Source organism: Luteimicrobium sp. DT211, from assembly GCF_049844995.1.
Classification (GTDB): Bacteria; Actinomycetota; Actinomycetes; order Actinomycetales; family Cellulomonadaceae; genus Luteimicrobium.
Genome location: NZ_JBNCMC010000001.1, coordinates 383601 through 397180, shown reverse-complemented (window position 1 = coordinate 397180; position 13580 = coordinate 383601). Strand labels below are relative to the sequence as shown.

General features: G+C 74.8%; 12 protein-coding genes. 5 read left to right on the top strand and 7 right to left on the bottom strand.

Annotation, left to right across the window (positions count from 1 at the left end; all coding sequences use genetic code 11):
• Positions 1-23 precede the first annotated feature (23 nt).
• Positions 24-1112 (bottom strand): ATP-binding protein, encoded by a 1089-nt coding sequence (locus tag ACLQ14_RS01840; RefSeq protein WP_425809271.1) that lies wholly within the window; start codon positions 1110-1112, stop codon positions 24-26.
• Positions 1113-1238: 126 nt separating this feature from the next.
• Here ACLQ14_RS01840 and ACLQ14_RS01835 point away from each other — a divergent pair, with 126 nt between their 5' ends.
• From ACLQ14_RS01835 to ACLQ14_RS01815, 5 genes are all read left to right on the top strand, one after another.
• On the top strand, positions 1239-1769 hold the full coding sequence (locus ACLQ14_RS01835) for a histidine kinase (protein WP_425809269.1): 531 nt from the start codon (positions 1239-1241) through the stop codon (positions 1767-1769).
• Between the two features lie 62 nt (positions 1770-1831).
• Positions 1832-2743, top strand: a complete 912-nt coding sequence (locus ACLQ14_RS01830; RefSeq protein ID WP_425809267.1) for a DUF4097 family beta strand repeat-containing protein — start codon at positions 1832-1834, stop codon at positions 2741-2743.
• Positions 2744-2888: 145 nt separating this feature from the next.
• On the top strand, positions 2889-3860 hold the full coding sequence (locus tag ACLQ14_RS01825; RefSeq protein WP_425809265.1) for an ATP-binding cassette domain-containing protein: 972 nt from the start codon (positions 2889-2891) through the stop codon (positions 3858-3860).
• A complete protein-coding gene (locus tag ACLQ14_RS01820; protein ID WP_425809263.1) occupies positions 3857-4726 on the top strand; it encodes an ABC transporter permease in 870 nt (289 codons plus the stop codon). The genes ACLQ14_RS01825 and ACLQ14_RS01820 overlap by 4 nt, the downstream gene beginning before the upstream one ends.
• A 133-nt stretch (positions 4727-4859) precedes the next feature.
• Positions 4860-5789: a diacylglycerol/lipid kinase family protein gene (locus tag ACLQ14_RS01815; RefSeq protein ID WP_425809261.1), complete on the top strand. Its 930-nt coding sequence runs from the start codon at positions 4860-4862 to the stop codon at positions 5787-5789.
• Here the strand turns inward: ACLQ14_RS01815 and ACLQ14_RS01810 are convergent.
• From ACLQ14_RS01810 to kdpB, 6 genes are all read right to left on the bottom strand, one after another.
• Positions 5696-6547, bottom strand: a complete 852-nt coding sequence (locus tag ACLQ14_RS01810; RefSeq protein WP_425809259.1) for a phosphatase PAP2 family protein — start codon at positions 6545-6547, stop codon at positions 5696-5698. The two genes, ACLQ14_RS01815 and ACLQ14_RS01810, sit on opposite strands and share 94 nt — an antisense overlap.
• Positions 6544-7248, bottom strand: coding sequence for a phosphatase PAP2 family protein (locus tag ACLQ14_RS01805; protein ID WP_425809257.1), 705 nt, complete (start codon positions 7246-7248; stop codon positions 6544-6546). The genes ACLQ14_RS01810 and ACLQ14_RS01805 overlap by 4 nt, the downstream gene beginning before the upstream one ends.
• A 71-nt stretch (positions 7249-7319) precedes the next feature.
• On the bottom strand, positions 7320-8027 hold the full coding sequence (locus ACLQ14_RS01800) for a response regulator (RefSeq protein ID WP_425809255.1): 708 nt from the start codon (positions 8025-8027) through the stop codon (positions 7320-7322).
• The gene (locus tag ACLQ14_RS01795) at positions 8024-10627 is read right to left on the bottom strand and encodes a DUF4118 domain-containing protein (RefSeq protein WP_425809253.1); all 2604 of its coding nucleotides are present in this window, start codon (positions 10625-10627) and stop codon (positions 8024-8026) included. The genes ACLQ14_RS01800 and ACLQ14_RS01795 overlap by 4 nt, the downstream gene beginning before the upstream one ends.
• Before the next feature lie 38 nt (positions 10628-10665).
• The gene (gene kdpC / locus ACLQ14_RS01790) at positions 10666-11379 is read right to left on the bottom strand and encodes a potassium-transporting ATPase subunit KdpC (RefSeq protein WP_425809251.1); all 714 of its coding nucleotides are present in this window, start codon (positions 11377-11379) and stop codon (positions 10666-10668) included.
• Positions 11380-11428: 49 nt separating this feature from the next.
• Positions 11429-13519: a potassium-transporting ATPase subunit KdpB gene (kdpB, locus tag ACLQ14_RS01785; protein WP_425809249.1), complete on the bottom strand. Its 2091-nt coding sequence runs from the start codon at positions 13517-13519 to the stop codon at positions 11429-11431.
• Positions 13520-13580 lie beyond the last annotated feature (61 nt).

Here is a 13580-nt window from a genome sequence, read left to right as displayed (position 1 = left end):
GCGCCTCCCACGGCGCGCCCCGCTCAGAGCGGGACGGCCACGTCCGACCCGCCCTCGTGCGTCCAGCGCGCGGCCACCTGGACGACGGAGGCCTCGGGCGCGAACCCGCCGGCGAACAGAGCCTGGCCCTGCAGGAAGTGCGGCGAGGCGGCGAGCAGGTCGGCGGGCGCGTACCCGAAGACGTCGGCCAGCTCGGCGAGGTCCCGCGGCGAGCTCATCCGCATCAGGGCCAGGTTGTCGCACTGCGACAGCGCGTTGACGTGCACCTTCGACGGCCGCTGGGTCGACAGCACCAGCCACAGCCCGTACTTGCGACCCTCCGCTGCGATCTGGACGATCCGCTCCGTGAGCGCGGCCTCGACGTCGGTCTCGGGGTCGGGCCGGCAGAGGTTGTGGGCCTCGTCGATGACGATCAGCATCGGCCGCCGCCGCTCGCGCGTCGCCCAGAGGTGGTCGAGGACGGCGAGCGCCGCGACCCTCGCCTCCTGCTGCTCGTGGAAGCCTCCGAGGTCCATGACGGTCGCGCGCGGGCGCTCGTCGACGACGTCCTCCGCCGACGTCTGGCCCCGCGCCCACACGTCCCAGTCGAGGACGCCGAGGTTCTCGAGGCGGCGCAGCAGCGCGTGCTTGGCGGGGTCGTCCGACTCGCGCAGAACGGTGGCGAGGTGGTCGCTCTCGAGCGGCCCGACCTCACCCTCGAGGTGGAGGAGGGCGTTGTACTCGGCGGCGTCGCGGACGGGATCGATCTGCAGGGTGGCGGCCCGGGCACGCAGGCTCATGTCGATGTACCGGACGTGGAGCGGGGACGCGTCGGCCAGCCCGCGGGGGCGCAGCACCCGCACGTCGAGCGCCCCGAGCGCCGCGGCCGTCTCCGGGTCGGTCTCGTCGCGCACCTCCCACAGCCGCACGAAGTCCGCGTTGGGGTCGAGGATCAGCATCGGGACCTGCGTCCCGAGGAGCAGGCGTTCGAGGACGACGCCCAGCGCGTACGTCTTGCCGGATCCGCTCTGCCCGCACCAGAACGTGTGCCGGTTGAAGCGCGACGCCCGGAGCGCTGCCGGGGTGTCGCCGTCGACGTCGGCAAGGGTCCCGATCGTGATGTCGCCGGTCATGCTCGCAACCTAGCGGCACCCTGCGAGCCGTGCACGACGGCCCGCCGGAACCATCCGACACCACTCGCGCATCCCGTGACGCCACACCTCTTGACGCGACACCACCATGGTGTCATTGTTGGTGTCATGGAACTCCACGGATACGTCGACGAACTCCAGCGCCAGCTCGTGAGCGCGGCCGAGGCCGCCGGGGACGAGGCCCGCGCGCTGGCCGAGCGCCTGGTCCTGCCGCTCGACGCCGCCACGCGGCTCGTCCTCCTCGAGGCGCTGTCTGAGGCGGCCGGCGAGATCAGCGCCGAGCTCGCCCCGGGCGGCGTCGACGTGCGGCTCCGCGGACGCGACCCCGAGTTCGTCGTGAGCGCGCCCGCCGCGCCCGTCTTCGCCGAGCGTGACACCACGCCGACATCACAGCCCGTCGCGATGGCCGCGGCGGCGCCCGCCGTCGTCCCCGACGACGCCGCCACCACCCGCACCACGCTCCGCCTGCCCGACCAGCTCAAGGCGCAGGTCGAGGCGGCCGCCGTCCGCGACCACGTCTCCCTCAACACCTGGCTCGTCCGGGCCGTCGCGGCGGCCCTCGAGCCCGCGGCCGCCCAGAGCCCCGGCTCGACCCCCGCCGTCGCCGACGGCCGCAGGGTCACCGGCTGGGCCCGCTAGCCACGACCGACCGTCCGACCATCACACCGCAGTCCGACCATCACGCAGCAAGGGGAAAGACCATGACCACCGAGAGCAAGACGACCGCCACCCCCGGCCCCCGCCAGTTCCCGACGCCCGGACCCGTCGTCCTCGACGCCGAGCTCGGCTGGGCCCGGCTCGACGTCGTCGCGAGCGACCGCGACGACACCGTCGTGACGGTCCGGCCCCACCGGCCCGACCGCAGCGGGGACGTCCGCCTCGCCTCCGAGACGAGCGTCGACCTCGCGGGCGGCGTCGTCCAGATCCGCACGCCGCGGTCGTGGCGGTTCAATCCGCTGGGCCCGTCCAAGGACTCGGTCGACGTGCTCGTCGAGCTGCCCGAGGGCTCGGAGCTCCGCGGCCGGGTCGCCGCGGGCACCCTGCTCACCCGCGGGGTCCTGGGCGCGGTCACGTTCCGCACGTCCGCGGGCGACGTCCGGGTCGACGAGGCCGGCCCGGTCGACCTGCAGAGCTCCGCCGGCGCGATCACCGTCGGCCGGGCCACCGGCACGGTCGCGCTGACCGCTGGCGCCGGCGCGGTGCGCGTCCGGGAGATCGCGGGCGACGCGACCGTGAAGTGCAACAACGGCTCGACGACCATCGGCGAGATCACCGGCACCCTGTCCGTCAAGAGCGCCCACGCCGACGTCACCGTCGAGAACGCGCGCGGCGACGTCGAGGTGAAGGGCAGCTACGGCCAGACCGTCGTCGAGCGCATCGACCGCGGGCAGGTTCGGGTCGAGTCCGGCTACGGCTCGATCGAGGTCGGCGTCCCCGAGGGCGTCGCCGCCTGGCTCGACCTCGGCAGCAAGAGCGGCCTCGTCCGCAGCGAGCTCGAGCCGGCGTCCGCGCCGGGCGCGGACGGCCCGGACGCCTCCGATGCCGGCGCCACCGTCGAGATCCACGCCCAGACGAGCTGGGGCGACGTGATCGTCCGCCGTCCGCACGCCTGACCACCCCGCGAGGTAGACGGGCCGCCCGTCTACCTCGGCACCCCAGAAGAGCTCCATCCCAGGCCGCGCGGCCACCACCGAGCCCGCGGCACGACCTCGTGCACCCTCAACGGCGCCCGAGATGCCCCGAATGAGAGGAACTGCCATGAACCTCAGCGCAGCACCGGCCATCGAGGTCCAGAACCTCCGCCGGTCCTACGGCGACCACGTCGTCCTCGACGACGTCTCGCTCACCGTCCCCCAGGCCAGCGTCTACGCGCTGCTCGGCCCCAACGGAGCCGGCAAGACGACGCTCGTCTCCACCCTCGCGACGCTCCTGCACCCCGACTCCGGGTCGGCGCGGGTCGCGGGCCACGACGTCGTCCGCGAGGCCGACGCCGTCCGCGGCGCCATCGGCGTCACCGGCCAGCTCTCGGCCGTCGACGACCTGCTCACCGGCACCGAGAACCTGCGGCTCATGGCGGACCTGCTCCACCTGCCCAAGGCGGAGGGTCGCCGTCGGGCGTCGGAGCTGCTCGACCGGTTCGGGCTCGCCGACTCCGCCGACCGCACCGCGGCCACCTACTCGGGCGGCATGACCCGCAAGCTCGACCTGGCCATGACCCTCGTCGGCGGCCCCAGCGTGATCTTCCTCGACGAGCCGTCCACCGGGCTCGACCCGCGCAGCCGGCGCGAGCTGTGGGACATCGTCCGGGAGATCGTCGCGGACGGCACGACGATCCTCCTCACCACCCAGTACCTCGAGGAGGCGGACCAGCTCGCCGACACCGTCGGCGTGCTCGACGGCGGCCGGATCGTCGCCGAGGGCACGCCCGCCGAGCTCAAGCGGCGGGTCCCCGGCGGGCACGTGCGGGTCGGGGTCGCGGACGCCGTCGAGCTCGACGCCGCCACCCGGGTCTTCCCCGACGCCGTCCGCGACGACGCCACCCTGAGCGCCCGCATCCCCAGCGCGGACGACCTCGTCTCGGTCCGCGACGTCCTCGGCCGGCTCGAGGACGCCGGCATCACCTCGGCGAGCGTCACCGTCGAGACGCCCGACCTCGACGAGGTCTTCCTGTCCCTCACCCAGCCCGCCGCCCCCAGCCGGACGGCGTCCACCGCGAAGGAGCTGTCATGACCACCGCACCCTCGACCCTCGCGCCGTCCCGCCCCTCGGGCCCCGCGACCACCGCCCGGCGCCCCTCCACCGCGCGCGACTGGCTCACCATGCTGCGGCGCAACCTGCTGCACATCCTCCGGTACCCCGGCCTGACCGTGTTCGTCATCGGCGCCCCGGTCCTGTTCCTCCTGCTGTCGGTCTACGTGTTCGGCGGGACGCTCGGCGCGGGCCTCCCGGCCGACGTGCTCGCCCAGACCGGCGGCGAGACCGGCCGCGCCGCCTACCTCGCGTTCGTCGCGCCGACGATCGTCGTCATGGCGATCGCGGGCGCGGCGTCGGGGGTGGCGATCTCGGTCTCCATGGACGTGACCCGGGGCATCGCGTCGCGGTTCCGCACCATGCCCGTGTCGCGGGGCTCGATCATCGGCGGGCACGTGCTGGCCGTGACCATCGAGGCGGTCGTGACCTCCGCCGTCGTGCTCGGGCTGGCGGTCGTCATGGGCTACCGGCCGGGGGCCTCGCCCGCCGACTGGCTCGCCCTCGTGGGGGTCGTCGTGCTGCTGTCGTTCGCGATCGTGTGGCTCGGCGCGGCGTTCGGCCTCGTCGCGAAGAGCGTCGAGACCGCGAGCAACCTGCCGATGATCCTCATCCTCCTGCCGTTCCTCGGCAGCGGGTTCGTGCCCGTCGACTCGATGCCCGGGTGGCTCGCGTGGTTCGCCGCGCACCAGCCGTTCACGCCCTTCATCGACACCGTCCGCGGGCTGCTCGCCGGGTCCGTGCAGACGTCCGACGTCGTCGCGACGGTGATCTGGGCCGTCGTCATCGGGGTCGGGTCGTACGTCTGGGCGCTCGCCCTGTTCCGCCGGGAGCGCCCGGCGTCCTGACCCTCCTCCGGAGGGAACGTCTTTCACCCCAGGGAGCGCGGACCTCGTGCACCTGGGGTGAAAGGCGTTCCCCTCGCTGCCACCCGCCCGGCGTCGCGCGACACGGGGACCGGGGATCCGGGATCATCGGCGGGTGACCGACACCAGCCGACGTTCCGCCCAGCACGCCGACGTGATCCCCGGATCCGTCGCCGTGATCCTCAACCCGAACCGGCTCGAGGATCCGGACGAGCTGCGGGACCACGTCGCGCACCGGCTCGCCGACGCGGGCTGGCCCGAGCCCGCCTGGTTCGAGACCACCGCGGAGGACCCGGGCACGGGCCAGGCACGGCAGGCCGCGGCCGACGGCGCCGAGGTGGTGCTCGTGTGCGGGGGCGACGGGACGGTGCGGGCCGCGGTGCAGGGGCTCGCAGGCACCGACGCCGCGCTCGGCGTGCTCCCGGGAGGCACCGGCAACCTGCTGGCCGGCAACCTCGGCATCCCGGCCGAGGTCGACGGGGCGCTCGACGTCGTCCTGCGCGGTGACCGCTGCCGGATCGACGTGGGCGTCACCGGGGACCTGACGTTCGTCGTCATGGCCGGGATCGGCCTAGACGCCGCGATCATGGACGACGCCCCGACGCGTCTCAAGAACGCGGCCGGCCCCGTGGCCTACGTCGTGGCAGCGATCAAGCACCTGTTCGACGACGAGCTGCACGTCGAGGTCGTGGTGGACGACGCCGAGCCGCTGCGCCGGCACGCGCGCACGGTCGTCGTGGGGAACGTCGGACGCCTCCAGGGCGCGCTCGAGCTCCTGCCCGACGCCGAGGCCGACAGCGGTGTGCTCGAGGTCGCGGTCATCGCTCCCCGCACCGCGTGGCACTGGCTCCACCTGCTCGCGGGCGTCGCGCTGCGTCGGCGGCACGTCCCTCGGCGCGAGCTGCTGCGCGGTTCGCACGTCGTCGTACGGACCGCGCGGCCCGAGCGCCGTCAGGTCGACGGCGACGTCATCGAGCCGTCCACGACCCTCGAGGTGTCCGTCCGGCCGGCGGCGCTCCGCGTCTGCGTGCCCTGCGGCTGCTGAGACCGCACGTCCCGCCGCAGGTAGCCCCACGCGAGCACCATGCAGACGGTCCCGTTGAGCAGCCCGAAGGTCACGTCGAGCGGCGCGTGCATGCCGCGGTAGAGGCGCGCGGTCGCCACGCAGAAGGGCACCAGGAGCGCGACGACGGTCACGGTCCGGCGCAGCGCGTCGTGCTGGATGCGCTGCGCGATCACCGCGACCGTGAAGTAGAGCGCCGAGCTCGCCGACGTGTGGCCGCTCGGGAAGCTCGACGTCGGCGGGGAGTCGTCGAGCTTGACCACGTCGGGCCGTGAGCGGCCCACCAGCGTCGACGACGACGCGAAGACGATCGCCTGCAACGACAGCGCCAGCGGAGCGACCACGGCGAACCACCACTGCCGCGTGCGCCAGAGGACCAGGCACGCGACGAGCACGCACGCGCCGATCGCGTACGGCGTCGACCCGACGGTGCTGAACACGGAGCTCACGGCGTCGAACGTCCCCGTGCGACGGTGCTCGAACCAGCGGTCGACGGCGTCCTCGGCGCGGAAGCCGTCGAGGACGTGCACGATCACGAGGCCCGAGGCGGCCACCAGGACCCACCACAGGACCGCTGGCGCGAGCGCGCGGACCGCCGCGTCCCGGAGCGCGGCCGTGACCTGCGGGCGGCTCGGGTCGAGCTCGTAGCGGTGGACGAACCGGTCGCCACGCGACGCGCCCAGGCTCGCGAGGTCGCCGGCGGGGGGTGGAGTGGCCTCGGCGACGGAGGGCAGGGTCACGGGCGGTTCACGGATCCTCTCGGAGGGTCGGCAGGAAGGGTCGGGAGCGGGTTCCACCCGCGGTATCCCACGAACGACGCGCCGGCGAGGCCCCCGCCGAGCAGCACCCCGGCCAGCACGTCGGACGGGAAGTGGACGCCCAGGAGGATGCGGTCGAGACCGGTGGCGACGACGAGGACGCCTGCGACCAGCGGGGCGACGACGCGCGCCCGGGCGCCCAGCACGGGCCAGACGAGCAGCGTCAGGGTGACCGCGGTGGCGGTGATCTGGGTGGCATGGCCGGAGGGGAACGACGACCCGGGCGCGTGCGCGACGGCGTCCTCCACGACCGGGCGCGCCCGGCCGACGAGCGCCTTGACGGCGAGCTGGAGGGCCCACGCTCCCGCGATCGTGCCCGCGGCCCACAGCGCCCGCGTGCGCAGGCCGTGGTGACGCCAGCCGAACCACGCGCACGTCGCGAGGCCCGCCAGCGCCACCCAGCGCACGTTGAAGACCTCCTGCCACACCAGCAGGAGGTCGTGCACGAGCGGGTGGGCCCGCGTCCAGGCGGTCGCCGCCTCGACCACGTCGTGGTCGCGCTCGACCACGAGGTCGGACTCCGCTCGTACCAGGTAGGCGAGGACGGCGACCGGCACGGCGAAGACGAGCCCGAACCCGGTCGCCCGGAGCAGCGCACGGCGTCGCGTGGGTCGGGTAGGCATCCGGTGAGGCTACGGGGCCGCAGGCCCCCACGCCCAGCGGACCGCCACGGTCGCCGGCCTCGCGGACGAGGTCACGGCTCGAAGCGGTAGCCCGCGCCCGGGTGGGTGAGGAGGTGGCGCGGGGCGGCGGCGTCGTCCTCGAGCTTGCGGCGCAGCTGCGCGACGTAGACGCGCAGGTAGTGGCTCTCCGTCCCGTACGACGGGCCCCACACCTCGTGGAGCAGCTGCTCGCGGCCCACCATCCGGCCCCGGTTGCGTACCAGCACCTCGAGCAGCGCCCACTCGGTCGGGCTGAGGCGGACCTCCTCGCCCGCGCGCGTCACCGTCCGGCGGGCGAGGTCGACGTGCAGGTCCCCGGCCTCGACGACGGGCTCGTCGCCGTCGCCCGGCTCGGCCCGGCGGACCGCGGCCCGCAACCGCGCCATGAGCTCGTTCATCGCGAAGGGTTTGGTCACGTAGTCGTCGGCGCCGGCGTCGAGCGCGTCGACCTTGTCCTCGCCGAGCTGCCGCGCCGACAGCACGACGATCGGCACCCGGCTCCACCCGCGGATCCCGGCGATGACGTCGAGGCCCGCGAGGTCCGGGAGCCCGAGGTCGAGCAGCACGACGTCCGGGTGGTCGCGCGCGACGGCGTCCAGCCCGTCCCGCCCCGAGCCGGCGGTGGTCACGAGCCAGCCGTGCGCGCGCAGGTTGATCGCGAGAGCACGGACCAGCCCGGCGTCGTCGTCGACCACGAGGACGCGGTTGCCACCGGGCTCGTGCTCGGGCGCTGGGGTCACGGGGCCTCCTCGGGGACCGGGCTGGGGGCGGGCGGCCGGGCGTCGGCGGCGGTGCCGCCGGTGTCGTCGGTGCCCGGCGACCTCGAAACCAGAAGATTCGCACGCGGGACCCGCAGGACCATGGTGAGCCCGCCGCCCGGCGTGTCCTCGGGATCGAGCGTCGCGCCGACAGCTCGCGCGAGGCCCCGCGCCACGGCGAGCCCCAGCCCCAGGCCGCCGGCGCTCGTGTCGTCGAGCCGCTGGAACGCGTCGAACATGCGCTCCTTGCGGTCGTCGTCGACGCCGGGACCCGTGTCGACGACGCGCAGCTCGACCGCGCGCGCGTCGGCCGACGCCGTCAGCCGGACGGGCGCGCCCGCGGGCTGGAAGCGGACCGCGTTCGCGACGACGTTCGCGACGACGCGCTCGAGCAGCCCGGCGTCGGTGCTGACGAGCGGGAGGTCCTCGGGCACGTCCGAGACGACGCGCGCGGCGGGGACGGCCTCGAGGACGACGGGCACCACCTCGTCGAGCGACGCCGTGACCAGCCGTGGCCGCAGGCCGCCCACCTGGAGCCTGGACAGGTCGAGGAGGTTCTCGATGAGCCGCTCGAGCCGGGTCGTCGCGGCGTCGGCGGTCGCGACGAGCGCCTCCTGGTCCTCCTCGTCGAGGACGACGTCCTGCGCGGCGAGCCCGTCGACGGCGGTCCGGATCGACGCGAGCGGCGTGCGCAGGTCGTGCGAGACGGCCGCGAGGAGCGCCGTGCGGGCCGCGTCGGCCTCCTCGAGGACGGCGGCGCGCGACGCCCGCTCCGCCAGGCGACGGCGCTCCAGCACGATCCCCGCCTGCGCCGCGAACGCCTCGAGCACCTGGCGGTCGGCGGCGGGCAGCGGGGGCCCGGAGACGACGAGCCGGCGGAGCGGGTCGACGTCGACGACCGAGCCGTCCTGTGCGTCACCGTCGGCGGTGCCGGCGTCACCGGCGGCGGGGCGGCGGCCCGACGCCGCGACCACCTCGTACGGCGCGCCGGGCGCTGCCCGCTCCTCGAGCCGCGCGCCCTGGAGCCCGAAGGTCGTGACGAGGCGCGCGACGACGGCCTCGGGCGAGTCCTCGCCCGCGAGGACCGAGCGCGACAGCCCGGCGAGCGTGCTGGCCTCCGCTCGTGCCCGCGAGGCCTCGCCCGCGCGTCGGGCGGAGACGTCGACGACGGCCGCGACGGACGCCGCCACGACGACGAACACGGCGAGCGTCGCGACGTTCTCCCCCTCCGCGACGGTGAACCGTCCGGTCGGGGGCGTGAAGAACCAGTTGAGGCACGCGAACGAGAGCACGGCCGACGCGAGCGCGGGCCACATCCCGCCGAGCAGCGCGACCCCGACGACCCCCACGAGGTACAGGAGGACGTCGATCGACAGGCTCGCGCCGTCGCCGGTCGAGAGGAACACGACGAGGACGGCGGGGACGAGCACCGCGGCGACCCAGCCCCAGGCGCGCCGCCCGCGCGACAGCGAGCTCCACCGGCCCCGCACGAACCGCTCGGTGCGGGCCCGCTCGTGCGTGACGAGGTGCACGTCGACGGAGCCGGCGAGCTGGACGACGCGGGCCGCCGTCGAGCCGACGACCGCCTCGCGCCACCGCGAGTGCCGGGACACACCGACGACGATCATGGTCGCGTTGATGCCGCGCGCGAAGTCGACGACGGCGGTCGCGACGTCCTCCCCCACGACCGTGTGGAACGTCCCGCCGAGCGACTCGACGAGCTGGCGGGCGGCCGTGATCGCGCCCGGGGGCGGCCCGGGCAGGCCGTCGGTCGCGAGGACGTGGACGGCGTGCAGCTCGGACCCGGCGGCGCGCTCGACGATGCGGGCGCCCCGCCGCAGCAGCGTGTCCCCCTCGGGCCCGCCGGTGACGGCGACGACGACGCGCTCGCGCGCGGGCCAGGTCCCCGTGATGGCGTGCTGCTCGCGGTAGGCGGCGAGCGCGTCGTCGACCCGGTCCGCGAGCCAGAGCAGCGCGAGCTCGCGCAGGGCCGTGAGGTTGCCCTCGCGGAAGTAGGCGGCGAGCGACGCGTCGATCTGCTCGGGCCGGTAGACGCTGCCGTGGGCCAGCCGCCGCCGCAGGGCGTGCGGCGACAGGTCGACCAGCTGGATCTGGTCGGCCTCGCGCACCACCCGGTCCGGCACGGTCTCGCGCTGCCGGATCCCCGTGATCGCCTCGACGTCCGCGTTGAGCGACTCGAGGTGCTGCACGTTGACCGTCGTGATGACGTCGAGGCCGGCGGCGAGGAGCACCGCGACGTCCTGCCAGCGCTTGGGGCGCGCGGAGCCGGGGGCGTTGGTGTGCGCGAGCTCGTCGACGAGCACGACCTCCGGGCTCCGCGCCAGCACCGCGTCGACGTCGAGCTCCTCGAGCACCGTGCCGCGGTGCTCGACGCGCGCCCGTGGCACGACCTCCAGGTCGCCGACCGCGGCGGTCGTCTCCGCGCGCCCGTGCGTCTCGACGAGGCCCACGACGACGTCGGTGCCGCGCGCGCGGCGTCGGCGGGCCTCGTCGAGCATCTTGAACGTCTTCCCGACGCCGGGCGCGGAGCCGAGGTAGACCGTCAGGCGTCCGCGGTTCATGCCCCCATCATCGGCGCTCGCGGCCTCCCCCGGCTCGGTCACGAGCCGGCGCCCCCGAGCTTCTGGAGCGCGAGGTTCAGCTCGAGGACGTCGACGCGCGGGCTCCCGAGGACGCCGAGGTCGCGGCCGTGCGTGTACCGGTCGACGAGCGCCCGGACCTGGGCGGCCGGCAGGTCACGGGCCGCGGAGACCCGTGCCACCTGCTCGCGCGCGTACGCGGGCGAGATCTGCGGGTCGAGCCCGGAGCCGGACGCGGTCACGGCGTCGGGCGGCACGGACGCGGGGTCCACCCCGTCGGCGGCCGCGACCGCAGCGCGCCGCTCCCCGATCGCCCGGACGAGGTCCGCGTCGTTCGGGCCGAGGTTCGAGCCGCCCGACGCGAGCGTGTCCCAGCCCTCGCCGGCCGCCGACGGGCGCGGGTGGAACCACTGCGGGTCCTCGTCGGCCGCGCCGAACCCCTGCCCGATCAGCGCCGAGCCCACCGCGTCCGAGCGCGAGGTGGTGTGCGCGCCGTCGGCGGTGAGCAGGGAGCCCTGCGCCTGCCAGGGGAAGGCGATCTTCCCGACCGCGGTCACGGCGAGCGGGTAGGCCACGCCGAGCAGGAGCGTGAGCAGGACGAGGACGCGCAGCCCCGCCCAGGTCTGGCGCCACAGGGCCGCGAGGCTCGCGGCGGTCGTCGGGCGCCCGCCGGATCCGCCGACGGGGAGGCCGGCGCCGCCCTCGGGTGCAGGGGCGAGTCCTTCGGTGGTCATGAGGTCTCTTCTTTCATGGGTTCGGTCGCGGTTCGCGGGACGGGAGCGCTCAGCGCAGGCCCGGCACGAGCGACACGACGAGGTCGATGAGCTTGATGCCGAGGAACGGCGTGACCAGGCCGCCGACGCCGTAGAGCCACAGGTTGCGGCGCAGCAGGGCGACCGCCGAGACGGCCCGGTACTTCACGCCGCGCAGGGCCAGCGGGATGAGCGCGACGATGACGAGCGCGTTGAAGACGATCGCCGACGTGATCGCGGACTCCGGGCTGTGCAGGTGCATGACGTTGAGGACGTGCAGCTGCGGGAACGCCACGACGAACATGGCCGGGATGATCGCGAAGTACTTGGCGATGTCGTTGGCGATCGAGAACGTCGTGAGGGCGCCCCGCGTGATGAGGAGCTGCTTGCCGATCCCCACGATCTCGATGAGCTTGGTCGGGTCCGAGTCGAGGTCGACCATGTTGCCGGCCTCCTTCGCGGCGGTCGTCCCCGTGCTCATCGCGACGCCGACGTCGGCCTGCGCGAGCGCGGGCGCGTCGTTGGTGCCGTCGCCCGCCATCGCGACGAGCTTGCCACCCTGCTGCTCCCGCCGGATCAGCGCGAGCTTGTCCTCGGGCGTGGCCTCGGCGAGCACGTCGTCGACGCCGGCCTCGTCCGCGATCACGCGGGCGGTGACCTTGTTGTCGCCCGTGACCATGACGGTCCGGATGCCCATGGCGCGCAGCTCGGCGAACCGCTCGACGAGCCCCTCCTTGACGACGTCCTTGAGGTGGACGACGCCGAGCAGCCGCGCGGGCGCGTCGCCGACCTGCTCGGCGACGACCAGCGGGGTGCCGCCCTGGCCGCTCACGGCCTCGACGTCCGCGTCCACGGCCTGCCCGACGAGCGTGTGCTCCGACGGGCCGTCCGCCGGACGGTCGTGGGACTCGCCGCCCGTGGACCGCACCCACTGGTGCACGACGCTCGCCGCGCCCTTCCGCAGCCGGCGGACCGGGGCGCCTGCGCCGTCGTGCGCGGTGCCGGGGCCGGGCAGGTCGACGCCCGACATCCGGGTCGACGCGCTGAACGGCACGAGCGTCGCGCCGGCGAGGGTGTCGTCGGTGAGCGCGGGGCGTCCGTACTCGGCCTGCGTGAGGTCGACGATGCTGCGCCCCTCGGGCGTCTCGTCGGCGAGCGACGAGAGCTGGGCGGCTTCGGCGAGATGGTCGGCCTCGACGCCGGGGGCCGGGAGCAGCGCGCTCGCGCGCCGGTTCCCGTAGGTGATGGTGCCGGTCTTGTCGAGCAGCAGGACGTCGACGTCGCCCGCGGCCTCGACCGCGCGCCCCGACATGGCGAGCACGTTGCGCTGCACCAGGCGGTCCATCCCTGCGATGCCGATGGCCGACAGCAGCGCGCCGATCGTCGTCGGGATGAGGCACACGAGCAGCGCGACGAGCACGACGAGCGACTGGCGGGCGTGCGAGTACACGGCCATCGGCTGCAGGGTCGCGACGGCGAGCAGGAAGATGATCGTGAGCGACGCGAGCAGCACGTTGAGCGCGATCTCGTTGGGGGTGCGCTGGCGCTCCGACCCCTCGACGAGGGCGATCATCCGGTCGACGAACGTCTGGCCGGGCTCCGCGGTGATCCGCACGACGACCCGGTCGGACAGCACCGTGGTGCCGCCCGTGACGGCCGTCCGGTCGCCGCCGGACTCGCGGATGACGGGCGCGGACTCGCCGGTGATCGCCGACTCGTCGACCGAGGCGACGCCCTCGACGACGTCCCCGTCGCCGGGGATCGTCTCGCCCGCCGCGACGACGACGAGGTCCCCGACGTGCAGCTGCGACGACGCGACCTCGACGGTCGGCAGCGCCGCGAGCCCCGACCCGTACGCGAGCTGGTCGGACGGACCCTGCACCTTGCGCGCCGTCGTCGTGCGCTGGGTGGCGCGCAGGCTGGACGCCTGGGCGCGCCCCCGGCTCTCCGCGACGGCCTCCGCGAGGGTCGCGAACAGCACGGTGATCCACAGCCACGCGGCGATCACCCACGCGAACACGCTGGGATCGACGACGGCCAGCGCGGTCGTGAGCGCGGCCCCGACCTCCACCACGAACATGACGGGCACCCGCCACATGACGCGGGGATCGAGCTTCCGCACGGCGGCCGGCAAGGCCGCCTTGAGCTGCGCCGTCGTGAGGCCGGAACGCGGGCGTGGAGGG